This window comes from Natrinema sp. 1APR25-10V2, from assembly GCF_031626495.1.
Lineage (GTDB): Archaea > Halobacteriota > Halobacteria > Halobacteriales > Natrialbaceae > Natrinema.
Genome location: NZ_JAMQOJ010000005.1, coordinates 192733 through 216293, shown reverse-complemented (window position 1 = coordinate 216293; position 23561 = coordinate 192733). Strand labels below are relative to the sequence as shown.

The 23561-nt window shown below is 66.7% G+C and carries 24 protein-coding genes; 14 read left to right on the top strand and 10 right to left on the bottom strand.

What is annotated here, in order from left to right; translation table 11 throughout:
• Positions 1–100: 100 nt before the first annotated feature.
• The 3 genes from NDO75_RS16925 to NDO75_RS16915 form a co-directional block, all read right to left on the bottom strand.
• Entirely contained in the window at positions 101–1990 is a 1890-nt protein-coding gene (locus NDO75_RS16925) for a hypothetical protein (RefSeq protein WP_310907790.1), read from the bottom strand.
• A gap of 282 nt (positions 1991–2272) precedes the next feature.
• On the bottom strand, positions 2273–3226 hold the full coding sequence (locus NDO75_RS16920; protein ID WP_310907789.1) for an electron transfer flavoprotein subunit alpha/FixB family protein: 954 nt from the start codon (positions 3224–3226) through the stop codon (positions 2273–2275).
• Positions 3223–4014: an electron transfer flavoprotein subunit beta/FixA family protein gene (locus NDO75_RS16915; RefSeq protein WP_310907788.1), complete on the bottom strand. Its 792-nt coding sequence runs from the start codon at positions 4012–4014 to the stop codon at positions 3223–3225. The genes NDO75_RS16920 and NDO75_RS16915 overlap by 4 nt, the downstream gene beginning before the upstream one ends.
• Positions 4015–4219: 205 nt before the next feature.
• Between NDO75_RS16915 and NDO75_RS16910 the strand changes: the two genes are divergently transcribed.
• The 4 genes from NDO75_RS16910 to NDO75_RS16895 all read left to right on the top strand — a co-directional run bounded on the left by NDO75_RS16910 (position 4220) and on the right by NDO75_RS16895 (position 6941).
• Positions 4220–4699: a TRAM domain-containing protein gene (locus NDO75_RS16910; protein ID WP_310907787.1), complete on the top strand. Its 480-nt coding sequence runs from the start codon at positions 4220–4222 to the stop codon at positions 4697–4699.
• A gap of 173 nt (positions 4700–4872) precedes the next feature.
• Positions 4873–5865 (top strand): MBL fold metallo-hydrolase, encoded by a 993-nt coding sequence (locus tag NDO75_RS16905; protein WP_310907786.1) that lies wholly within the window; start codon positions 4873–4875, stop codon positions 5863–5865.
• Between the two features lie 78 nt (positions 5866–5943).
• Entirely contained in the window at positions 5944–6312 is a 369-nt protein-coding gene (locus NDO75_RS16900; protein ID WP_310907785.1) for a hypothetical protein, read from the top strand.
• 170 nt (positions 6313–6482) lie between these two features.
• Complete coding sequence (locus NDO75_RS16895; RefSeq protein ID WP_310907784.1) at positions 6483–6941, top strand: Tfx family DNA-binding protein; 459 nt, start codon at positions 6483–6485, stop codon at positions 6939–6941.
• Positions 6942–6997: 56 nt separating this feature from the next.
• Here NDO75_RS16895 and NDO75_RS16890 read toward each other — a convergent pair whose 3' ends face one another.
• A complete protein-coding gene (locus NDO75_RS16890; protein ID WP_310907783.1) occupies positions 6998–7204 on the bottom strand; it encodes a hypothetical protein in 207 nt (68 codons plus the stop codon).
• Positions 7205–7341: 137 nt separating this feature from the next.
• Between NDO75_RS16890 and NDO75_RS16885 the strand changes: the two genes are divergently transcribed.
• Entirely contained in the window at positions 7342–8127 is a 786-nt protein-coding gene (locus tag NDO75_RS16885; RefSeq protein WP_310907782.1) for an SDR family oxidoreductase, read from the top strand.
• A 48-nt stretch (positions 8128–8175) separates the two neighbouring features.
• A complete protein-coding gene (locus NDO75_RS16880) occupies positions 8176–9144 on the top strand; it encodes a hypothetical protein (protein WP_310907781.1) in 969 nt (322 codons plus the stop codon).
• 2 nt (positions 9145–9146) lie between these two features.
• Here NDO75_RS16880 and moeB read toward each other — a convergent pair whose 3' ends face one another.
• A complete protein-coding gene (gene moeB, locus NDO75_RS16875) occupies positions 9147–9983 on the bottom strand; it encodes a molybdopterin-synthase adenylyltransferase MoeB (protein WP_310907780.1) in 837 nt (278 codons plus the stop codon).
• Between the two features lie 131 nt (positions 9984–10114).
• Between moeB and NDO75_RS16870 the strand changes: the two genes are divergently transcribed.
• The 4 genes from NDO75_RS16870 to NDO75_RS16855 all read left to right on the top strand — a co-directional run bounded on the left by NDO75_RS16870 (position 10115) and on the right by NDO75_RS16855 (position 13729).
• Complete coding sequence (locus NDO75_RS16870; RefSeq protein WP_310907779.1) at positions 10115–10300, top strand: HVO_0416 family zinc finger protein; 186 nt, start codon at positions 10115–10117, stop codon at positions 10298–10300.
• A 156-nt stretch (positions 10301–10456) separates the two neighbouring features.
• The gene (locus tag NDO75_RS16865) at positions 10457–10615 is read left to right on the top strand and encodes a hypothetical protein (RefSeq protein ID WP_310907778.1); all 159 of its coding nucleotides are present in this window, start codon (positions 10457–10459) and stop codon (positions 10613–10615) included.
• Between the two features lie 64 nt (positions 10616–10679).
• On the top strand, positions 10680–12557 hold the full coding sequence (locus NDO75_RS16860) for an ATP-dependent helicase (RefSeq protein ID WP_310907777.1): 1878 nt from the start codon (positions 10680–10682) through the stop codon (positions 12555–12557).
• The gene (locus tag NDO75_RS16855) at positions 12554–13729 is read left to right on the top strand and encodes a M24 family metallopeptidase (RefSeq protein ID WP_310907776.1); all 1176 of its coding nucleotides are present in this window, start codon (positions 12554–12556) and stop codon (positions 13727–13729) included. Before NDO75_RS16860 ends, NDO75_RS16855 begins: the two co-directional genes overlap by 4 nt.
• Positions 13730–13818: 89 nt before the next feature.
• Here NDO75_RS16855 and NDO75_RS16850 read toward each other — a convergent pair whose 3' ends face one another.
• Together NDO75_RS16850 and NDO75_RS16845 are read right to left on the bottom strand one after the other, a co-directional pair.
• Entirely contained in the window at positions 13819–14892 is a 1074-nt protein-coding gene (locus tag NDO75_RS16850) for a hypothetical protein (protein ID WP_310907775.1), read from the bottom strand.
• A 183-nt stretch (positions 14893–15075) separates the two neighbouring features.
• Positions 15076–15327, bottom strand: a complete 252-nt coding sequence (locus NDO75_RS16845; protein ID WP_310907774.1) for a hypothetical protein — start codon at positions 15325–15327, stop codon at positions 15076–15078.
• Positions 15328–15532: 205 nt separating this feature from the next.
• Between NDO75_RS16845 and NDO75_RS16840 the strand changes: the two genes are divergently transcribed.
• Together NDO75_RS16840 and NDO75_RS16835 are read left to right on the top strand one after the other, a co-directional pair.
• Positions 15533–17440 (top strand): PAS domain S-box protein, encoded by a 1908-nt coding sequence (locus NDO75_RS16840; protein ID WP_310907773.1) that lies wholly within the window; start codon positions 15533–15535, stop codon positions 17438–17440.
• 49 nt (positions 17441–17489) lie between these two features.
• Positions 17490–18098: a riboflavin synthase gene (locus NDO75_RS16835; RefSeq protein WP_310907772.1), complete on the top strand. Its 609-nt coding sequence runs from the start codon at positions 17490–17492 to the stop codon at positions 18096–18098.
• Positions 18099–18104: 6 nt separating this feature from the next.
• On the opposite strand, the gene NDO75_RS16830 is transcribed toward NDO75_RS16835, so the two are convergent.
• From NDO75_RS16830 to NDO75_RS16820, 3 genes are all read right to left on the bottom strand, one after another.
• Positions 18105–19739, bottom strand: a complete 1635-nt coding sequence (locus NDO75_RS16830) for a hypothetical protein (RefSeq protein WP_310907771.1) — start codon at positions 19737–19739, stop codon at positions 18105–18107.
• 116 nt (positions 19740–19855) lie between these two features.
• Entirely contained in the window at positions 19856–20875 is a 1020-nt protein-coding gene (locus tag NDO75_RS16825; RefSeq protein WP_310907770.1) for a PrsW family glutamic-type intramembrane protease, read from the bottom strand.
• 173 nt (positions 20876–21048) lie between these two features.
• Positions 21049–21474: a hypothetical protein gene (locus NDO75_RS16820; RefSeq protein ID WP_310907769.1), complete on the bottom strand. Its 426-nt coding sequence runs from the start codon at positions 21472–21474 to the stop codon at positions 21049–21051.
• A gap of 178 nt (positions 21475–21652) precedes the next feature.
• Between NDO75_RS16820 and NDO75_RS16815 the strand changes: the two genes are divergently transcribed.
• Both NDO75_RS16815 and NDO75_RS16810 read left to right on the top strand, forming a co-directional pair.
• Positions 21653–22030 (top strand): hypothetical protein, encoded by a 378-nt coding sequence (locus NDO75_RS16815; protein WP_310907768.1) that lies wholly within the window; start codon positions 21653–21655, stop codon positions 22028–22030.
• A gap of 85 nt (positions 22031–22115) precedes the next feature.
• Entirely contained in the window at positions 22116–23558 is a 1443-nt protein-coding gene (locus NDO75_RS16810) for a DUF402 domain-containing protein (RefSeq protein ID WP_310907767.1), read from the top strand.
• The last annotated feature ends 3 nt before the right edge of the window (positions 23559–23561 follow it).

The following is a 23561-nucleotide window of genomic DNA, read 5'->3' as shown; positions in this document are numbered from 1 at the left end:
AAGTAGCTAACGGATCGTTCACGGGACACGCGAGAACGGCGGCGGGGCTGCGTTCGATGACGCGAGAAGCCGACGCCGAGCGAACTCCCGTCCCGGTTCGTTACGTCCGCCGGGAGAGCAGGTGCGCGCCCGCTACGGTCACGATCGGGATGGCAGCGAACACGGCGGCGAACGCGAACTGGCCGTCGAAGAACGCCATCGACGCGCCGATCGCACTGATGGCCACGAACGCGACCGTCACCAGCCCGAAGACGTCGTCTTTTACCATCCGTTCGAGGAGACTCCGCTCGTCCGTCTCGACCTGCTCGTGGAGATCCTCGATCTCGAGGTGGAGGGTCTTGAGATCCGACTCGAGCTTGCCGTTGATCCCGTCGACTCGTGCTTCGATCTCGTCGACGCTCGATTCGACGTCGGCGACGGTCGACTCGAGATCGGAATCCGAATCGACGGCCGTCTCGACCGTCTCGAGGCTCGTCGAGAGCGTTTCCAGTCGCTGCTGCTGGGCATCGACGTCCGAGCGAAGTTCCGCGACGGACGGTTCCAGGGCCTCGGCTGTCGCTTCGACGGCCTCGAGCTGGCGACGAGTTTGGGTCAGCTCCGACCGGAGCGCTCTCACCGATTCCGCGGTGGCGGCCTCCCCTTCGAGCGCCTCGATGATCGTTCGAAGTTCCGTCACCGTCTCCGCGACCTCGTCCAGTCTGTCCGGGTCCGCCGCGTCGTCGGGCTTCGCAGCGATCCGCGTTTCGACCGCGTCGATCCGTTCCCGCACTGCCTCGACCTCGTCGTGAATCTCTCCCGTCTCTTCTCGGAGTTCCTCGCGGACAGAACGGACCGTTTCGTCCGTCGATTCGACCGACCGTTCCAGCTCGGGAATGGTCCCGCGAACCTCCGTCAGCCCGGCGTCGAGCGTCGACAGGTCGGCGCGGACCTCGTCGAGGCGCGTCTCGAGGCGGTCCTCGAGTGCAGCGAGGGTCTCGTCCGATGCCTGGCTCTGGGCGTCGTACTGGTCGAGCCGTTCGAGTCGGGCGGAAACGGCGGTCTCGAGGTCCTCGACCGTCTTGATGATCATCGGGACCGCTTCCTCGAGTTCCCGCAGCCGGTCCGCGTCGGCCAGCCCCGCGGTCGCCGCGTCCAGTTCCGATTCGTCGACCGCAGCCTCGGAGAGCGACTCGAGGTCCTCGGACAGCGATTCGACGTCGGCCGCCAGCGACTCGAGGTCGTCCTCGGCCGCCGATGCGTCGATCGACGACACGGTCTCCGAGAGCGATCGCAGTTCGGTCTCCAGCTCGTCGACGGACTCCCGCGTCGCCCGTTCGGAGACGCGCGCCTCGAGGTCCTCGATCGAATCGGTCAGGCTCTCGAAGCGCGCTTCGAAGCTGTCCAGTTCGTCGTCGACCGAGCTCTCCCGGGACGCCCTCTCCGCTCGGTCCGCCTCGAGCGATTCGAGCTCCGCGGACAGCGACTCGACGTCGGCTTCGAGTTCCTCGACGGTCGCCGCGTCGACGGCGACTGCGTCGTCGTCCGTCCCCTCGAGTGCCGTCTCGAGTTCCTGGACCGTGGTATCGACGTCGTCGACCACGGCCGTGAGCGCGTCCAGCTGGGCGTCGACGTACTCCCGCTTCGCCCGTTCGGTGATCCGGTCCTCGAGGTCGTCGATCCGGTCTCCGATCGGCTGCTCCGCCGTGGGCTCTCCAACGGTTTCGCCGCCTGAATCCGCGACGGCTTCGTCGCCCGGCTCTTCCGTCGGATCCGAAACGGTTCCGCCGTCGGTCATCACTCGTCGCGCATCGGAGCTCCCCGTCGAGGTCTCGTCCGCCCACGCCCCTCCGCGTCCCGTTTCGTGTTCGCACGCCATCGGATCCGGCGCGTGTCCAGCATCGACGGTCGCCCCGCGAGTACATCGCACGACGACGAGTTGGCGACGGCCCCTGTTCCCCCCGAACGTGATACGCCTCACCACTTTCATGTCGGTACCAATTCGCATTCTCATCATAATTAACGTGCAGTTATTTGGATTTTACGTATAGTTATCAACGTATTAGATCGACGGTGCTGGCTCGAGCACGTTCCGGTCGTGTCCGCGGAGCCAGCAGCGACGGTGGCCGGTCACGCTGGGCCGAGCCTGCTCTCGCCGCGCCGCTCGGGGGGGTTACGACCGTTCCTGCTCGCGGCCCGAAGCGCCACGTTCGCAGGGCTCACGGGACCGCCGGTCTCACGCTCGCGAAAAAAGTTAGATCAAAAAGGCCGCTCGCGTTGCTCGCTCGCGGGACGGTTACTGGAACTCTTCGATGAGTTCGGGGACGACGTCGAAGAGGTCGTCGTGGATCGCGTAGTCGGCGATGTCCATGATCGGTGCGTTGGGGTCCGTGTTGATCGCGACGATCGTGTCGGAGCCCTTCATCCCGGCGACGTGCTGGACCGCGCCGGAGATACCGATCGCGATGTAGACGTCGGGCGTGACGACCTTCCCGGACTGGCCGACCTGCCGGTTCTTGGGCAGCCAGCCGTTGTCGACGATCGGTCGGGACGAGGATAGCGTCGCGCCGAGCGCGTCGGCCAGATCCCGAATGAGGTCGAGGTTCTCCTCTTCCTCGATCCCGCGGCCGATGGAGACCAGCAGGTCCGCTTCGCTGATGTCGACGTCGCCGCCGCCGACTTCCTCGAAGCCGGTCACGGTGGTGCCGATCGCGTCCTCATCGATGTCGGCGTCGAACGCTTCGATAGCGGCGTCACCGGTGCCCTCGGCGGCGGGCCACTCGGCACCGCGGATCGTGACGACCGCGTCGCCCTCGAGTTCGTTGGTGGTCTCGACCTTGCCACCGTACATCTCGCGGGTCGCGATGAGCGTCTCGCCGTCGGTCTCGAGGCCGACCGTGTCGGTGACGATCGGGAGGTCGAGCTCGTTGGCGATGGCGGGAGCGTAGTCGAGGCCGTTGACGCTGTTTGGGGTCACCACGTACTGCGGGGCGAGCTCGTCGTAGAGCTGGGTGACCGCCTGCGAGTAGACGTCGTGGTTGAACTCCTCACTGTGGGAAACGGTGTGGACTGCGTCGACGCCCTCGCGGTTGAGTTTCTCGGCGAAGTCGTCGACGGTGCCGCTGACGACCGCGATGTGGAGGTCGCCGCCGGTCTCGTCGGCGAGTTCGCGGCCAGCGGTGACGAGCTCGTAACTCACGTCGCGCAGTTCGCCGCGGCGGTGGTCCGCGACTGCGAGGACGTCGCTCATTGTGCCACCCCCTTGTCGCGAAGCAGTTCACCGAGCTCCGACGCGGTCTCGTCGGCACTGCCCTCCCAGACGGTGACGTCGCTCTCGCTTTCGGGCTCGTACATGTCAGTCAGCTCGAGGTCGGCCTCGATCGCGCTTTCGTCGACGCCGATGTCGGCGAGGCTCTGCACGTCGAGTTCCTTGCGCTGGGCCTGGCGGATACCCCGGAGGCTGGCGTAGCGGGGCTCGTTGATCCCGGTCTGGATCGTCAGCACCGCGGGGAGTTCGATCTCGGTCAGCTCCTCGACGCCGCCCTCGAGCTCGCGCCGGACGGAGGCGGTCCCGTCGTCGAGGTCGTGGTCGAGGTGGTTGACGACGGCACCCCACTGGAAGCCGACGTTCTCGGCGACGGAGACACCGGTCGCGGCGAAGCTGTCGTCGCCGGCCTGGACGCCGCTGAGCACGAGGTCGGGGTCCTCGGCCTCGACGACAGCGCTCAGGATCTCGGTCTTTGCGCCGACGTCGAGGAGATCGACGCCCTCGAGGGAGTCGTCCCAGACGCGGACGGCGCGGTCGGCACCCTTCGCGAGGGCCTGGCGGATTGTCTGTTCGCAGTCCTCGGGACCGATCGTGACGGTGACGACCTCGTCAGCGATGCCGTCTTCCTGAAGCTGGACGGCTTCTTCGATTGCGTAGTCGTCCCACTCGTTGAGATCGGCACCGAGGTACTGGTCTGCGATCTCTGTACCCTGGATTTCGAACTCGTCTTCGACGGTCGCAACCTCTTTGACCGTAACGAGAATTTTCATCAGGTCCCACTGCGATGCCCATACCGTAAACCTTTTCGAAACGGCCCGTCCTGTAGAAGTCGTTCAGTTACCATATTTCAGCCGTTATTTTACCGGCGTTACGGCTGGTGTCTGTCCGGTCGGCTTTCGCTACCAGCGTTTCACGGCATTCGTGCAGAATACGGAAGACGGAAACGGTTTAACGCCACCGCTAGTAGTACGGAGCATGGCAGACTGTCCACTCGCTGACGACTGTCCGAGCTTCTCCGAACGGATCTCGGGGATGGGGTGTCAACACTACGGTGACCGGGGTGGAAAGGAGTGGTGTAACCACTACAACCAGCCGATCGACGACCTCAAGACGCAACCGGTCAAACCCGGCGAGGAAGTCGTCATCGACGTCGTCGATATGCACGAAAGCGGTGCCGGCGTCGGCCGGACCGAGGACGGGTTCATCGTGATGGTCGACGGCGTTCTACCGGAGGCCCGCGCTCGAGTCAAAATCACGCGGGTTCACAGTAACCACGCGCGGGCAGAAGAACTGGAGCTCCTGCCGATGGACCCCGACGAGGACGAGCCGGAGGACTCGGAGGAGTCGGACGAGACAGCGGAAGCCGTCGACGCCGAGGACGACACTGACTCGAGCGATGGCGGCAGCCCGGCGCGCGAGCGCCTCGGCAGCCGGGAGAATTTCTGGGGCTCCTGAACCCGGCGCTTGCAGTGGACAGTCGGCGGGAGCGTTCGTACGTGCGTCGTTCTCGCCTCGCGCTTTGCGACCGGTTTTCCAAGCTCTCGCGCCGTCTTTGCGTGTTCAGTTCACGTCGTTCGTAACGTTCCGCTTCAGACAACGTTTTCTCGCTCCCCATGAGACGTGGGTGCATGGAACGCATCTCGCTATCGAATTCGGCGTTCGAGGGTGACAACAATGCCTACCTTTTCGCAGACGGTGCGGAGACGATCCTGATCGACACCGGCGACTGGATGGCCACGACTCGCGAGCAGCTCGAGGCGGCGCTTTCCGATCGCGGTCTGGAATTTGCCGACGTCGACCGTATCTTCCTCACCCACTGGCACCACGATCACTGCGGGCTGGCGGGCGAGATTCAGGCTGAAAGCGGGGCCGACGTGTACGCCCACGCCGACGACGCAGCGCTGATCGAAGGTGGCGAGGACGCCTGGGACGCCATGCACGACCGACAGAAGCGCTACTTCGAAGAGTGGGGGATGCCCGAAGACCAACAGGAGGTGCTACTCGAGCGGATGGCCGACGGCGACACGACGGTCGAAACGCCGACCGTCACGACTTTCGAGGACGGCGAGACGTTCTCGGTCGGCGATACCGAACTGACGGTCGTCCACACCCCCGGCCACGCGGCCGGCCTCACGATGTACGAGGCGACGATCGACGGTGAACGACTGGTCTTCTCCGGTGATACGCTGCTGCCGGTCTACACGCCCAACGTCGGCGGTGCGGACGTCCGGGTCGACCGGCCGCTCGAGAAGTACCTCCGGGCGCTGGCAGGGATCGTCGAGGCAGACTACGACCGCGCGTGGCCCGGCCACCGCGATCCGATCGACGACCCGGCCGACCGCGCCCAGCACATCATCGACCACCACGAGGAGCGTTCCTGGCGGGTCCTCGACGCTCTCGATCGGAAGGGGCCGTGCGACACGTGGACGGTCAGTGCGGATCTGTTCGGCGACCTCGACGGCATCCACATCCTCCACGGTCCCGGCGAATCCTACGCGCACCTCGAGCACCTGGAGCGCGAGGGGACCGTCGTTCGCGACGGCACCGAGTATCGGCTGGCCGACGGCGTCGCCGACGAACTCGCCGCGACCGACGGAGAGCGCTGGCCGCTCGAGTACTGACGATCTCAACGACGGGACGAACGTGCCGATCGACGCCCGTTCAATACCGAGAAGTATTTACTCGAACCCGAGTTAGTGATGAGTATGATGTGGCAAGATATCGTCTTCCTCGCCGGCAGCACTCTTTCGATCGTCTTCCTCGCGCCGACGGCGCGCGACGCGACAGCCCGGATCCCGCTCGGCTCGAGCGTGCCGTCGATGAGCATCGGCGCGATTTACGCGTTCACGTACGCGACGATGGGATTGACCTTCTCGGCGGTCGGCTCGCTCGGCGTCGCGGCCATGTGGTCGCTGATCGTCTGCTACCGCTCGCCCGGTCCCCACGACGGTCCCGCGAACACCGTTCGATTCGTCCGCGCGTCGGTTCGGCAACTCCGCGAGTCCGTCCTCGAGAGACCCACCGAATCCGACCCCGAATCGGTCGCGACCGGCCAGCCGGCCGACTGATCGACGACTGCCCTCTTCTCTCGCTCGCTGACCGTCTACAGCGACCGAGCCGAAGCCCACCGCTGGCTCGTTCCGGTATCGTTCGGTGCCGGGACCGTGGAAGCTTTCATCCCGCCAGTTCTAGCTGTTACTATGCGCGTGCGAGTCTGCGGTGTGGGGGTGGGGGAGGCGTGATCGACGACGTCGAGGAACTCCTCGAGGAGATCGGTTTCGAGGCCGAGACCAGCGTGTTGACCCACCGTCAGGCGCAGGTCCTCGCGTTGCGCGAACGCGGTGTCTCGCAGGCTGACATCGCGCAGGCGCTCGGTACCTCGCGAGCGAACGTCTCCTCGGTCGAGTCCAGCGCCCGCGAGAACGTCGCCAAAGCCCGCGAGACGGTCGCGTTCGCGGAGGCGCTTCGCGCGCCGGTTCGGGTCCGCGTCCCCGCCGGGACCGACCTCTACGACGTTCCCCAGATGGTCTACGACGCCTGCGACGAGGCCGGCGTCAAGGTCGATCACACCGCACCGGATCTGATGAAAGTCGTCAGCGACGCCGCCGGGGCCGCGGTCTCGGGTCGACAGGTGTCGACGCCGCTGATCGTCGGTGTGACGTCGGAGGGAATGGTTCGCGTTCGTCATCAGGACTGACCGGCGAACGCGTTTCCGTCGTCTGCCGCGTCTCGTCCCGCCGCCGTCCGTGGCGCTCAGTCCGACGTTGCCGTGTGGTAGACGGCGCTCCCCGCGACGAGTGCGATGACCAGCCCCGCACCCGCGCCGATAGAGAGGCCCGTCCCGACGTCGCCACCCATGACGGACGCCATAACGATCCCCCACCCGGAACCGATGGCGACGCCGACGCCGATTCCGGCGCCGATCGCTCTCGACCGGCGTGAGTCGTCCGTTTTGCTCATCTCCGTCTAGATGGATACCGATCGCGAATCAACGTTTGGATCGTCACCGCCTCGGCGAACCGACCGGTCGTCCTGTTTTCCGTCGATCGTCTGCCGACTCCCCGAGAGATTTGTACGCTCCCGGTGTCGTCTCACGTATGGAGTTCGATCTCGACGGCAATTCGGCACTGGTGACCGCCGCCTCGAGCGGCCTCGGGTTCGCGAGCGCGCAGGCGCTCGCCGAAGAAGGCGCGAACGTCGCGATTTGCGGCCGCGACGAGGATCGGCTCGAGTCGGCCCGCGAGGATCTCGCCGAGACGGGACCGGGCGACGTCCTCGCCGTACAGGCGGACCTGACGGATCCCGACGACGTCTCGCACCTCGTGCGCCAGACGGTCGACGCCTTCGGCGGGCTCGATCACGTCGTCACTTCCTCGGGCGGGCCGCCGAGCACGACATTCCTCGAGACCGACGAGCAGGACTGGTATCAGGCCTACGACCTGCTGGTGATGAGCGTCGTCTGGACGATCGAGGAAAGTTACGAGCACCTGCTCGACTCCGAATACGGAACGATCACCTGCATCACCTCGCGATCGGTTCGGGAAGTCGTGGACGGCCTCCTGCTCTCGAACTCCGTGCGCCGGGGCGTGATCGGGCTCGTCAAGACGGTCTCGCGGGAGTTCGCCCCCGAAATCCGTGCCAACGCGGTTCTGCCGGGGACCATCGAGACGGCTCGAATCGAGGAACTCGTCGAGGCCGGCGTCGAACGCGGCACGTACGACGACTACGAGGGGGGGCTGGCAGCGATGGCGAGCGACATCCCGATGGAACGCATCGGCGAGCCCCGCGAACTCGGCGACGTCGTCGCCTTCCTCTCGAGTCCGCGCTCGAGTTTCGTCAACGGGGTCGAGGTACCGATCGACGGCGGACTCATGCGGAGTTGACGAGTTTCGAACCGTAACCCTCTCCGTTCCCCTCCGGCGAGTGGGGCTGTGTACGGTCGGGTGCAATTCGCTGGCTACGTCGCATTGCTGCTGACGCCGGCTGCGTTGCTCTTCGGTGCCGTTCGTGCGCCGGCGAACCAACTGCTCGGAACGGGTAGCGTCCCGCTCGGAATCGTCCTCGCCGGAACCGTCGTCGCCGCGACGGAGCGCCGGCGGCTCGCGCCGTTCGACGCGCCCGGCTTCGATCGGACGGACGCCGTCGACGCCCTGGCAGTCGCGGCCGGTGCTGTCGGTACGTACGCGCTGAGCATCGACGCCGGGCTCGGTCCGGTGCTCGCCTCTGCGTTCGTCGGGTTAGTCGCCGGGTTCGCCGTGCCGCGGGTCGACGGCCCGGTCTACTGCGGCTCGTTCGTCGGAATGGCCTCGCCGGCCGTATTCTCGTCGCTCGAGCCTGTCGCGCTGGCGGGACTGATCGCCGGGCTCGCGTTCGTCGCGACGGCGGAGTCGTTCGGCGGCTTCGGCGGCAAGTACGGCACGCTCGCGCTGTTCGGCTGCGCTGCGACGGTGGCGCTGACTGGTGCTGACTACGCCGCCGGGAGCGCACTCAGGTGGGTCCTCGCCCCCGAAATCGTTCTGACGGCGACCGTCGCTGCAGTCGCGACGGTCGCCCTCCGCCGCGCCGGCGCGAGTTCGGTCGTCGCCTCCGCGGCGGTCGGCGTCGTCGCCGGCGTCGCGTTCCCCCTCGCCCTGCCGGCGCTGGGGTCGACGCTAGCCGCTGTCGCCTTCTGCGCTTCGTTCGTCGGAATGTCGAGCGCCGAACGGCTGGAATCGGTGTGGCAGATCGCTGGTGCCGGTTTCCTCTGCGGCGTCGTCTTTCTCGCTGTCTCTCCTGCGCTTGCCGGCGCGGGCGGCAAACTCGGCACGACCGCGTTCGCCTCCTGTCTCGCCGTCACTGGGGCGCTGGAACTGCGTACCGCCGCCCGCTCGAGTCTCCGTCGCTTCGATCCGGCTCGGTGACCTCAGTCCGCCGAAATCTCGCAGGTCCCCTCGTAGGCCACGTCCCCGACGGACTCGATTTCGGGGTCGTCCCCGCAGACCGGACACGCCGGATTCGACTGTATCGGAACCTCCTCGAAACTCATGTCCATCGCGTCGTACATCAGCAGGCGACCCTCGAGCAGGTCGCCTTTCTCGAGCAGATACTTGACGACCTCGGTGGCCTGGATGCAGCCGACGGTACCCGGAAGGACCCCGAGGACGCCCGTCGTGGCGCAGTCGGGAACGGTACCGGGTTCGGGCGCTTCGGGGAAGATGCAGCGGTAACACGGCGGCGATTCGTCCCCGCCGCGCTCGTTCGTGAACGTCGTCACCTGCCCTTCGAACCGGTAGATCGCGCCGTGGGAGAGCGGCGTCTCGGTGAGCACGCAGTGGTCGTTGAGCAGGTACCGGGTGGCGAAGTTGTCGCTGGCGTCGAGGACCACGTCGTAGCCCGCGACGAGATCCGCGACGGTGTCCGCGGTGACGCGGGTCTCGTGGGTCTCGACCTCGATGTCGGGGTTCAGCCGCTCGACGTAGTCGGCCGCGCTCTCGACTTTCGGCCGGCCGACGTCGGCATCGCCGTGGACGATCTGTCGTTGCAGGTTCGAGCGCTCGACGACGTCGTCGTCGGCGATTCCGAGCCGACCGATGCCGGCCGCGGCGAGGTACTGGATCGCCGGCGATCCCAGCCCGCCCGCGCCGACGATCAGGACCGATCCGTCGAGCAGTCGCTGTTGTCCCTCGGGACCGATCTCGTCCATGATCACGTGTCTCGAGTAGCGATCGAGCTGGGTCGCGTCGAGGCGAAGGTCACTCATACGCTGTTGTTGGGCCGAGATCGGCAAAAGTCCGCGGGTGGTGTCCTCGACGAGGCGACCACCCCGACGATGTGGAGGCAGTATCTTCACGGACCCAACGATTTAATACCGTGGCACCTTTTCACACACCTATGGCAACCTCACCCACGGATGCCGGTGACGACGTCATCGATCAATTCCTGTCCGACCGCGGTCACTCGGTCGAGCAAGTAGGGTGGGAACAGGAGTATAACAAGAAGCAGTGTCCCGACTGCGGCGGCCTTCACGACACGTCGGCCAACTCCTGTACGGTCTGTGGCTGGGAACCAGCGTCGTAGCGCCTGATTTTCCGGGGCTCGACCCCTCTCGCGATCCGTTTCCGTTCGCTCGTCGCTAGCGACTGTTGCGGATCCGTTCGCGCTCGCACCGTTTTTCTCACTGACAATTCGACACGATTATGATGTATTATCGAGTAGCTCTTCACGAGAAGATATATGCCGGAATGCCAGAACTGCGGCGGATTCGTCACCGACGCGTACGCCCGAGTATTTACGCCTCGAGGCGTCGACGACCCGCGCGTCTGTCCGGACTGTCAGGACAAAATCCGCGACGGTGCTGACGTCCGAGAAGCCCGTTCTCCCCGCGATCCGTAGCCCTCCGCCTTCTGTCGACGAAAACCCACGTCACTTATGGGTGTCGCGCTCCTGTACAGGTACAATGGCTACGACGGACACGAAGGTCACCCGCCTGTTCGGTGGTCCGGGAAGCGGCAAGACGACCGCCCTTCTCGACCACGTCGAGGATATCCTCGAGCAGGACGGCGTCACCTTCCGGGACATTCTCGTTGTCTCGTACACGCGAGCGGCAGCGCAGGAGGTTCGGGAACGACTCGCTGACCGCCTCGACGAGAGCCCGCGTGCACTGCAAGGAAACGTCTGTACGATGCACGCCAAGGCGTACGAACTGCTCGATCTCTCTCGGAGCGACGTCATCGGCGAATCCGACAAGGAGGAGTTCTGCGAGGAGTACGGCATCGAGTACGAGGACGAATACAGCGGTGCCGGTCGGCGAACCGCCCGGTCGACGACGATCGGTAACAAGATCATCGCGACCAGCCAGTGGCTCCAGCGGACCAGCCGCGACGTCTCCGACTGGTACGACGTCCCCTTCCAGTGGGACGAAGAGGAGGTCCGGCTCCCGCCCGAAATCGACCCCAACGCACAGGAGGGCAACAAGTACACGCCGACCTGGCCCAGCGACGACGACCGGATCGACGTTCCGGAAGCGATTCGCGCCTGGCGCACCTACAAGGGTGAACAGGGCAAGATCGGCTTCGCCGACATGTTAGAGCGGGTCAAACAGCGCTCGCTGCTGCCGAACGTCGACTATCTGGTGATCGACGAGTTTCAGGACATCACCACCCTCCAGTACGACGTCTACGAGGAGTGGAAACCCCACATGGAGCAGGTCCTGATCGCCGGCGACGACGACCAGGTCGTCTACTCCTGGCAGGGGGCCGATCCCGCGCTCCTGCTCGAGGAGGAGGTCGACGAGGACGTCATTCTCCCCAACTCCTATCGCCTGCCGTCGAACGTTCTCAATGCAGTGAACAAGGAAATCCGTCACATCGACCAGCGCCAAGACAAGGACCTCAAGCCCCGGAAAGAGGGGGGTGCCGTCGAGGCGCGGGCGAACGCCTCGATGCTCGACGTGGTCCGGATGGTTCGGCGCACGCTCGTCGAGGGCGACGGTACCATCATGGTACTGTTCCGGGCCCGCTACCAGATGTTCCAGTTCATCGACGAGTTCATCACCGAGGGCGTCCCCTTCACCTCGCTGACCGACCAGCGGATGTGGACCGACCGGCTCACCCAGTACGTCCGCGCGGTCGAGGCGATCGACGCGGGCGACGACGTCACCGGCCTGCAGGCCCGCCGGCTCGCCGACATGCTCCAGGACTCCGCCTTCGGCACCAACGAGCGCGACGCGCTCTTCGACGAGATCGACGAGCGCCAGGAGGAGACCGGCATCGACGACCTCGAGGATCTCATGATTCCCGCGGCGGTCGTCGAGGAGCACGCCCCCTTCATGCCCGGCCCCGCCTCGGCGTCGGACATGCTCCGAAAGGTCACCAATTTCCAGAAGAAGAGCGTTCGGTCGTACTTCGCGATCGGCGAGTACCAGGGAATGGACACCGACCGCGTCCGCGTCGGCACCATCCACTCCGCGAAGGGGCGCGAGGCCGACCACGTCTTCGTCGGCACCGACCTCACCGAGAAGGTCGTCGAGCAGATGGTCGCCACCGTCGACGACCCGACGGACATCCCCGGCTGCGAGGAGTTCACCAAGACCACCTCGCCCGTCCCCGTCCTGACCGACAACGAGCGCCGCGTCTTCTACGTCGGTATGTCCCGTGCCCGCGAGCGACTCTTCCTGCTCGAGAACCTCGTCGACGGCGCGCCGACGCTCCCGATCGACGTCCTGCTCAAAAACCGCCTGACAGACTCGACGCTCGAGGAACTGATCGAGCAGGCCCAGGAACCCGACGCGGACGCCGACGCCGACGAGGTCGAGGCCGAAGCCGAAGCGCCGTGACCGGTCGGACAGACCGCGGTCGCGCGGCCGTCGATACCGACGGCGACGTCTCCCTCGAGCGCCGTGACCGCGCAGCCAGCGTTCTCTCCGACGTCCTCGCGGACCGCGAGGCGACCGCGTTCGTTCACGTCGGCACCGACCGCGACCCGGGGATTCGGTACTGTCGTTCGCCGCTCCCGAACGAGCCGCTATCCTCGGCGGTGCCCACCGCCGTCGCCTACGACGGCGTCGACCGCGAGTGGCTCGTCCGGTCGGCGGCCGACGACTCGGGAGGGCACCCCGCCGATCGACTCGCCGCCGACCTCCGTGAGCGCGGCCGCGACGGGACTCTTCTGACTCCCGCACGGATTCCACACGACGCGGCGCTCTACCTCGAGAACGCGGGGTTCGACCTCGCGTCGACGGACGCCCTCGAACGGGCGCGCGCGGTGAAGACGGACGGCGAGCGCGAACGCGTCGCGGCCGCCCAGCGGGCCGCCAGCGCCGGGATTCGGCGGGCGGCGTCTATCCTGGCCGATACAACGGTCGTCGACGGAGAACTCACCGTCGCCACTGACGGCAGCGACGCCGCTCCCGAACGGTTGACGCCGGCTCGGTTGCGAACCGCCATCGACGAGGCCGTCGTCGCCGCGGGCGCGTTCCCCGACGGCAACACGGCCGTCAACCCCGGGTCCGGTGCTCCGGGCGACGATACCGCGCTCCGTCCCGGCGACCCGATCGTCCTCGAGACGGCACCGCGGGAACCGGCGGGCTACTACGGTGGCCTCGTCCGGACGCTCGTCGTCGACGCCGACGGCGGCCGGGAGCGACGGGTCCACGTCGCCGTCACTCAGTCGTTTCGCTCCGCGCGGTCGATGCTGACCGCCGGCCCGGAGTCGGTGACCGCCGTCGCGGCCGACCTCGAGGCAGAGGTTCGCTCGTTCGGCTTCGGCGACGGCGACGCGATCGAGACGCGGATCACCGGCGTCGGCCTCGAGCCGAGCGAGCGACCGAGCGACGGCGGCGACGCGCTCGATGCCGGGACCGTCGCGCGCCTCGACGTGGCCGCGCGCGTCGACGGCGACGACTGGCTCCGGATCGCCGACGTCGTCGCGGTCAACGACGAGGGCGAGCGCCCGGAGTGGCTCGCGGCACCGTCGCAGTCGCTCGAGCCGGCAGCGCTGCTCGAGTGAGTTGAACCGGATACGGCGACCGCCGTGGTCGCCAATCCGATCTGAGGCCCGATATAGTGCAACCGGTCCGTCGCGCGTCGCTATATCGTTTAGTCGTCGTTCGCTCCAGCGTCGTAGGCCGTCTCGCGCTCCGTATCCAGTACGAACGGCCCTTCCTCCGGTGTTCGGTTCGTGACGTTCGCAGCCCGGAGGACGTACGACGTGAGGACGGCGTAGGGCGCGAGCGCGATGGTGTACGCGAAACTGATGAAGACGGTCAGCGGCGTGTAGCCGAAGACGGTGACGTCCGGGAACAGCCCCGAATCGAGCGCGAGCAGCACGTAAGTGATGAAGATGATCGCGGGAAGCGAGACGGTCAGCAGCGTCGTCGAGAGATCTGAGAGCTCGAGTTTGTAGTAGAGCGTTTTGAAGTACTCCCGACAGACCATGAGCGTCCGGAGCGTGTCCATGATGTCCTCGATGACCCGTTTCTCGGCGGTCGTGAGCTGATCGCCGTACTTCGTGAGGATCCGCCGCGACTGGTACAGTTGCCACGACGAGTCGTAGTTCAGTCCGGTCAGGAGTTCGTCCGTCGAGCCGTTCGGGACCCGGGCGAGCGTCGTCAGCACCTCCTCGGTGTTCGCGTGGATGTCGGCCTGCAGGCGGTCGACTTCGTCGCGGTACTCCCTGTTCCCGGCACCGTCGAGGCGCTGCAGCTCGTCGGCGCGCGCCTTGATCGATCGGAGGACGACCGCGGTGAACTGCCCGGGTCGCGCGGGACTCACGTCGACGATGTCCTGCTCCTCGAGCTGGCTCTGAAAGTCGATCGTCGTCTCGACGCGCTCGGACTGATCCCCGAGCGAGGTGAGTTCCTGTGAGATGCCGACGGCAGCGATCGAGACGACTATCGAGACCAGCAGGATCGTCCCGCTGAGCAGGGTGTTGAACACCGTCTGGACCATCGTCGTCTCCTCGAGCAGGCTCTGGTACTCGATCGGCCAGATCCCGCCCATCACGAGCAAGACGGAGAAGACGGCGGCGAGCAACGCGGTCGCGACCCGTTCGCGGTTCCCGTCGAACAACAGCCACCGCTTGACCCTGTTCTCGCTCGAGCGATCGATTCGCCTCCTCGAGTGCCCGATACGTTCGCGGGCGGATCGGAGCAGTGACTCGCCATCGACCATCGGTAGATGGCCGACAGCGCCGACGGATAAATAGCTACTACCGAACGACGGTTCGGGGGTTCAGTTCGCGGGCGATATCGGGCACAGGCGTCTCGTTCGCGGCGCATACGCCCATCTCCGTCGGTGTAACTCAGGGCCGCTCGAGCCGACTCAAACGCAACCGGTCGACGACTGCTCCAGTCGCTATCGCTCGTCGTCGGGATCGGTTTCCGGCTCTTTCGCGACCGTTCCGACGACCCGCTTGGCAAGGAGCTCGGGGATATCGGTCGGGAGCGTGAGCCAGTGCTGGACGACGACGAGCCCGACCGCGAGCGCGACGAGTGCGACGCCGAAATTCGTTTGCCCGTCGAGCAGGAGTTGCACTCCGGCGAGTGCGGCGGGAAGCGCGAGGACGAGGGTTCCCGCGAGCTTGATCGTGTCGATGATACCGGCCATCGGGCTGGGATAGGGCGGGTACCGTCAAAAGGACGGCGGGCGGCGCGTCGGTGTCGCCGATCGCTCGAGGGTAGCCCTCGGGGCGTCCTTCCCGTCAAATGATTTGTGAAGTGTTCGTTTCCAGCGGACATCACGGATCTATTACTCAAAGCTTGAAATCGATCGCGCACCGTGATTCGGTAGCGACCACCGAGTACCGGACCACATGCCTGAGCAACCCCGACACCGATACGAAGCGATCTGCGAAGCGTCGCCCGATGCGATCGTCCTCGTCGATAGCGACGGCCGGATCACCTACGCGAACGCGCGAGTCACGGATCTGTTCGGCTACCACCCTGACGAACTCGTCGGCGAGCCGATCGAGCTCCTCGTCCCGAAACCGTCCCGGAGCGGTCACGTCGCCCAGCGAGATGCCTACATCGACGACCCCGAAACTCGGCCGATGGGCGCGAACCTCGACCTCTCCGGGCGCTGCAAGGACGGTTCGCTGCTTCTGATCGATATCAGTCTGAGCCCGATCGAGGGCGAGCACGGACTCGAGGTCATGGCTGTGGTTCGAGACGTCAGCGAGCAGCAGGCGCTACGGACGAAGTACCAGACGATCCTCGAGGCGGTTCCCGACGCGGTCGTCGTCGCGGATGCGACGACTGGCAGGATCGTCGAAGCGAACGAACAGGTGGCCGATCTCACTGGCTACGAGCCGGGCGAGCTCGCTGGGCAGCACCAGACCGCCCTCCATCCGTCGGACGAGGAGGTGCGCTACCGTGATCTCTTCGAACATCACATCGACGCCGAGCAGACGATCCTCACACAGCACCCCGACGGCTCCGACATTTACGTCGAAACCAGGGAGGGCGAGCGGATTCCTGTCGAGATCAACGCGCACGTGTTCGACCTGCAGGAACGACGGCTGATCGCGGGTGTCTTCCGCGACGTGACGGCCCGAAAAGAGTACGAGCGACAGCTTCACGCGCTTCACGAGGCGACGCGCCAGTTGATGCGAGCGGACGACCGCGAGGAGATCGCGCGGCTCGTCGCCGACGCGGCGAACACCATCCTCGGCTACCGATGCAACGTCGTCCGACTCGTCGCCGACGAAACGCGGCTGCGACCGGTCGCCGTCACCGAGCGGGCCCAGGCGACGATGGGCGGTCGACCGGACTACCCGATTACCGGTGAGTGCCCGGTGAGTCGCGCTTACGAGAGCGGCGAACTTCTCCGATACGACGACGTCCGCGAACTCGAGGACGGCCACGACCGCGGCGACGCGCGGTCCGCGCTCTACCTCCCGATGGGCGACCACGGGGTAATCAGCATCGTCGATCCGACGGTCGGTGCGTTCGACCGGTCGGACGACGAACTCGCGTCGATCCTGTCGCTGAACGCCGAAACCGCGCTCAATCGGCTCGCGTACGAACGCGAACTCGAGCGACAGAACGAGCGGCTGGACGAGTTCGCGAGCATCCTGGCACACGACCTGCGGAACCCGCTCAACGTTGCCTACGCTCTGCTCGAGGGGAGCGGAGCCGAAACCGCCGACGAGATCGAGCGCACCCTCGATCGAATGAGGGGGATCATCGACGACGTGCTGACGATGGTCCGGAGCGGCTACGAGGTCGACGCGGTCGAGCCCCTCGAGTTCGACGCCGTCGCCGAGGAGTGCTGGGCCAACGTCGCGAGCGCGGACGCATCGATCCGCATCGAGTCGGCTGGCCTCTTCTACGCCGACTCGAGCCGAATTCGGAACCTGTTCGAGAACCTCTTTCGCAACGCTGTCGAACACGGTTCGACAAGCCCTGCTTCGCAGGCTCAGCAGGACGCTGTCGAACACGGCGGGGAGTCGGTCACCGTCTCCGTCGGCGTCACCGGCGACGGGTTCTACGTCGCCGACGACGGGCCGGGGATCCCGCCCGCCGATCGCGATCGGGTACTGGAACCGGGGTGGACGACCGACGAGACCGGGACGGGGCTCGGGCTGAATATCGTCCTCGAGATCGCACAGGCCCACGGGTGGGACGTCGACGTCGGCGAGAGCGAGGCCGGCGGTGCGCGGTTCGAGTTCACCGGTGTTCGTACCGCCGCTTACGACGAGTCGTTCGCGGTCGAGACGTAGCCCGACCGGACCCGGAACGGCTTTCCCCCGTCGCCCGTCACCTGTAGATATGTTCACGGGTATCGTCGAGGAGATCGGCGAGATCGTCGCTCGAGAACGGACCGACGACGGCCTGCGCCTGCGGATCGGCGCCGACGAGGTCGCGACGGGGCTCGAGCACGGGCAGAGCATCAGCGTCAGCGGCGCGTGTCTCACGGTCGAACGGTTTTCGGAGGGCGAGTGGTTCGAGGTCTTTCTGGCGAGCGAGACCGTCGACCGGACCTATCTGGGTGACCTCGCCGAGGGCGACGCGGTCAACGTCGAGCGGGCGATGCCGGCCGACGGCCGCTTCGACGGCCACGTCGTGCAGGGTCACGTCGACGCGGTCGCGACCGTCACGGATATCGAGTCCGTCGACGAAGACTGGTTCTTCGAGTTCGAACTCCCCGCGGGGTACGACCGCTACGTCGTCGAGAAGGGATCGATCACGCTCGACGGGATCAGTCTGACCGTCGCCGATCTCGATACCGAACGCGGCCGAGTGACCGTCGCGATCATCCCGACCACCTACCAGTTGACCACGCTCTCCGGGAAGGAGCCCGGCGACCCCGTTCACCTCGAGGTCGACGTGCTCGCGAAGTACGTCGAGCGGCTGCTCGAGGCGCGGTTCGAGTCGTAAGCCGGTTCACTCGTGACTGGCGTTCAGTCGCCGCTGACACTCCTCGAGTAACTCGACCTGTCGCTCGACGATCGTCGCGGCGGGCTCGGACCCGAATTCGGCCGTTTCGTCGAGGCGGGCCTGTAACTCCTGGATTCGCTCGATACGCGCCGTGAGTCCTTCGTCGGGCTCCTCGTCCAGTTCGGCGTCGACGTCCTCGAGTCTGGCGACCGCCTCGTCCAGCGACCGGCGCCGCTCGCGCGACTCGCCGGTTCCCGTGCCCGCCGTGACCGCGTCGACGTAGCGCTGGGTAGCCACGCGAGCGGCCGCCAGACTCGTCCGCTGGACGAGCAGCGGGGCCTCGATCGCACCTCGAGCGACGTCCCGCTGGAACGCTTCCTGCCCCCGAATCATCGCCGTCTGGGCGGAGATCATCGCCCCCAGCGGAGACCTCGAGCGGCGCCGTTCCCGACCGTATTCCTTCCCGGTTTCTTCGCCAGCGTCTGTCGACGGTTCGTCGCCGTCAGTCGTCTCGTCGCTCGTCCGTTCCGTCGCTGCGATGTCTTCCCGAACGATCTCTCGGGCGGCCGCTCCGGCCCCCGTTTCGGCGTCGTTTCGCCCGCCGGCGACCGTGTCGGGATCGATCGTGAGTTCCGACTGCCGGTCCGACTCCACCGCCGATTCGATGTCGGGGCCGCGATCCAGTTCGTCGGCGAGAGCCATCGATTCGGTTTCGTTCGAACTGCCGGCGGGTTCGCTCGGTTCCGCGGCCGACTCGATATCTACCCCGGGATCGATCTCGGCGGCGATACGAGCGCCCTCGGTTGCGGTCCGTTCCTCGTCGTCCTCGTCCGGCCCGCCGGAGTCGGTCGGATCGACGGCCGATTCGATGTCGGGGCCGCGATCCAGTTCGTCGACGAGGGACGTTTCGTCGGTCGGTTCCGTCTTCGCGTTGGCGCGCGTTGGCGCGTCCCGATCGCTGGCCCTGTCCGCGGGCTCGTGCGACTCCGTCGATCGGAGTTCGCTCCGCGCGTCGGGCGAGGCCTCCGTTTCAGCCTCGCCCGTCTCGGCTGTCCCGTCCCGTCCGTCCGCCTCCTCGAGGTCGTCGGACGCGCTCGACTCGTCGGCTCGCTCGGCTGCGTCCCCCCGCAGCGGTTCGTCCGTCACGTCCCCTGTGTCGCGTTTTGCAGCCTCGCTCATCTCTTCGGCGAGTTGGTTCCCGCGGTCACGCGTCGCGAGGTGCTCGGGTTCGACGTCCGCTCCGTGAGCGGCGTCGGCCGATTCGTCGACGCCGGTCTCCCGTCCTTGCTCGTCGATCCCGGTCTCCCGTTCCGGCACGGTACCACCGCCCTCAGTCGACTCGGTGCCGGCGCGTTCGGTCGGATTCGCTCCAGTCTGCCGGTCGGACTCGAGCGCGTCGACGGACTCCGCCTCGAGTCGGATCGCCTCGCCCGTGATCTCGTCGACGGCGTCTTCGTGGATCACGACGGTCTCTTCGCCTCCGCGCTTCCAGCCGAGTCTGGCCTTGATGGAGTTCACGATTCCGGCGCGGGGCTCGATGCGTGCGGTGTTGCCCTCGACCGCCGCGATGGTGCCGATCGTCTCGCCGTCGGCGTTCTCGACGGTCTTCTCGATCTCGTCGTGCGTAAACGTCGTGCTCATGATTGAGGCTGCAGTGCTCGGAGGAAGTCCCTGCTGCCTGCACCAGCGCGTTCGTTCAGCCGATTGCGGAGCCACGCGTCCGCTCGAGGTGCGAGGCGACCGTCGCCGGGACGCGGTCACCGCCGCGGCGGATCGAATTCCGTCAGCTCCGGTCGCGAGACGCTTTCGGTGTCGCCCCTGACGGCGCGGTACGTGCGTCGGTACCGCGAGATCTTCCTGTAGAGGTAGTAGCCGATCGCGGCGTCGTAGACGATCACGTAGCCGACGAACGCGATACCGTAGCCGATCACCGGGAACGCGTCCGCGATGACGCCTGGTACGATACCGACCGTGACGTTGTACGTCCCGTGGACGAACGCCGCGACGAGCAGTCCTTTAAGCACGATCGGTCCGGCGTTGTCCGGATTGAACTTCGCCAGTCCAAGGTAGTAGCCCGCGATCGCGGAGTAGATGACGTGACCGGGGCCGGCCAGCGCGCGGACCGTCGCGATCCCGCTGGCCGTGACGAGGATGTTCGCCTCGGGGCTCGCCTCGCCGATGACGCGGCTGATGTAGAGCGCGTTCTCGATGGCCGCGAAGCCCAGCCCTGCGACGGCTCCGTAGACCGCGCCGTCGATGACGGCGTCGAAGCTCTTCTTCTGGTAGGCGAAGACGTAGACGGCGAGCAGTTTCACCGTCTCCTCGACGGGGCCGACGATCAGGTAAAAGAAGAGCGCGGTACCGCCGATGCCGAGCAGTGCCGAGCTGACCGAGTTGACGACCGCCGCGAACGTCGCGAACAGCACCGAGAGCAGGAACGTCACGACGAGCAGCGAGAGCGGCTCGCTCGTGGTGATATCGGCGTACCAGATATACCCCGCGAGCAGTCCCGCGGGCACGATCGAGAGCCCGAAGAAGAGGGCGACGAACGGATCCTCGAGGACGACTGCGGCCGGCGAAATAAGCAGGACGAGCGTGATCGCGAGCGCGATCAGCAAGACGAGCGCCCGAAACCCGTAGCTGACGGCGTTGTAGAGCGTGTACGCGAGCAGATCGACGGTCGACCGCGCCTCCCACGTCGAGACGTCGTAGAGGTCCGTCGACTCGTCGCCGTTTCGATCCTCGGCTCGCTCTATCGGATCGCGCCTACGCTGCATGGACGTTCGTACGTTCGCCTGACCGGTATAGGTTCGGCAAGCGGCGACTCGAGCGTCGCGGCTCACGGTCCGATTCGGCCGAGAGCGGGCCTCCGTCGGGCCCGGCACCGGACCGCCGTTGGAAACGGCCGATAGGCCGGCCGCCCTCGAGCGATCGATCGCCGGTCCCGAGACTACTCACCGCCGAGCAGCCGTCGGACGGCGGTGGCCGCGTCTTCGAAGGCGTTGACGTCCATACTGTCTGTCGTCAGGAGGGCGCCCGCGTCGCCCTGAACCACTCGAACGACGAACCCGTCCTCGTGGAACCGAACGGTGAACTCGTACTCGCCGATGTCGGATTCGCCGTCCCCGTGACCGATCGCCGTCCGGACGGGCACCTCGGCGAACCCTACTCGTTCCAGTTCGACCAGTCGCCCTTTGGCACTGCGAGCGTCCGCCGCCGAGTCGTAGAGGCCCTGCCGGAGGTAGAGGACGTCGAACGCCGACGGGGTGAAATACACCACGCTCCGAAGCGTGTCTCCGAGACCGGTGCGTGCGGCGCTTACGATGCCGGTAGCCAGGTCGTCGTCGATCCCCGTTCTGTTCTGTTCGTGTATCATGTGATACGTTGGCGTTTTCCAGTATCAAGCGTTTCGCCTACTCCCGTCGCTCCTGAAACGCGGCAGAGACGCCGATTCCGGTCGCTCTCGGCCGGCGGAACGCACTCGACGGACGACCGGTCTCGGCGGGCCGGGCGGACTCGGAATCCACAAAGGCCCGCCACCCTAACCGACGCGCATGCACTTCGACCAGCGAACCCAACAGGCGCTTCGCGACGTCGGCCTCGAGACCGACGATCTTCGGGCCGCCTCCGAGGCGGTCGTCGAGGCCGTCGAGCGGGATGCGGCGGCGCTCGAAGAGTTCTTCGACGAGCACGAGACGGTCTACTCCGACATGGACATGGCCCACTCGAGTTCGGACTGCCCCGAGCACGCAGTCGACGACGCCGACATCACGACCCACGGCGACGAGATGCGCGGCTGGCTCCGGTTCGACACGTGGGGCGTCTACGTCGAGGACGGCCGAATTCTGGACGACGGATCGGTCGAACTCACGCTCGGGCCGACGATCAACGATCGGGTTCGGTTCGCCGCCGACCGCGAGACGCTGCGGTGATCACCGTGTGTGATGCAGACGGCGGACGGCTCGAGCGAGAGTCGCGGGCGAGCAGCGCCGAACCGCAGTCCGAGAGGTGGCAGCGATGACGTCGGCTCGCGTTCGCGGTATCTACACGACCGCCGTCACCCGGCTCCTGAGCGAGGCCGGCTACGAGGTCGTGCAGGCCTCCGAGCCGATCCGGGAGCGGTTCGACCGATCCTTCGACGCCGCGCCGGCCGACGTGTCGATCGAGACGACTCGCGACCGTCAGGGCGTCGGGATCTCGGGCGCGCCCGACGCGGTCGAGAGGGCCGCGAGCGAACTGGAGGCCCTCGCGATCGATACGTTCCGCTGGGCGACCGACGCTCCGCAGGGAGCGATCTTCGACGCCGAGGTGCTCGAGGCCGGCGGCGGCAGCGGTGCCGTCGTCGATCTCGGCGACGGCCGCCGCGGCTTTCTCAAGTACGACGACGTCGACGGCTACGTGGACGAGGGGAACCGCTACCGGGTCCAGGTCCGCGAGCCCGCGCCGCCGTGGGACGACGATCGGCCGCTCGTCGCCCCCGCACTCGAGGTGCAGGGCGGCCTTTGCACCCTCTCGCGCGATCGGAGCGGCGTCTCGGCGGCGCTGCGGGGCGAGCGCGCCGAGGAAATCGTCGGCATGACCGACCTGCTCTCCGTCGAGGTACCCGACGGGTGGGGAATCCGCTGGCAGCACGCCGCGGCCGACGCCGACCTCGAGGCGATGGGGACCGCTCTCGAAGACGCTGCGGACCGGGCGCGGGAACTCGAGGACGTGCTCGCCGATGCGCCGGACGATCCCGGCGGGACGGGGGTCCTCGCTACACCCCGACGGACGGAGTGGTGTTGGTTCGGCCGCGAGTCCAGATTCGCGTTAGACGACGTGCGACGGCGCGTCGAGACGACGATGCCGGGCCACCACCGGACGAAGGCGGCCGACCGGGCCGCGAGCGCGGCGGTCGACTTCGCCGAGGCGGTCTGTGGCTCGGCCGGAGCAGGGGACGCCGGTACCGGGGACGGCGAGTTCCCGTTCGCCGCGGTCGCCCGCCAGTTCGGCCCGACCGCGGGCGACCGCCTCGAGATCGGCCACGGCAAGCCCGACGGCCGACTGCTCTCGCTGGGCCGCGGCGAGGTCACCGACTGGAGCCCCGACGGGAACGTCACCCTCGAGCGCTCGATGAGCGGCGGCGGCAGCTACGACGCCCTCGGCGCGCCCAAAGAGGCGGGCGACGTGGCCGTGACGAAGTTCCGCGAGGGCCGCTGGTGGTATCCGACGACGTACAAAGCCGCCGATGGTACGTCGAAGGGGACCTACGTCAACGTCTGTACGCCGGTCGAACTGTTCCCCGACTGCGTTCGCTACGTCGACCTCCACGTCGACGTGATCCGGCGGGCCGACGGGACGGTGGAGGTCGTCGACGCCGACGAACTCGAGGCGGCCGTCGCCGGCGGACTCGTGTCCGAGGACCTCGGGGAGAAAGCGATGAACGTGGCCGAAGCCGTCGAGCGTGCGCTTTCGAAGTAAGCG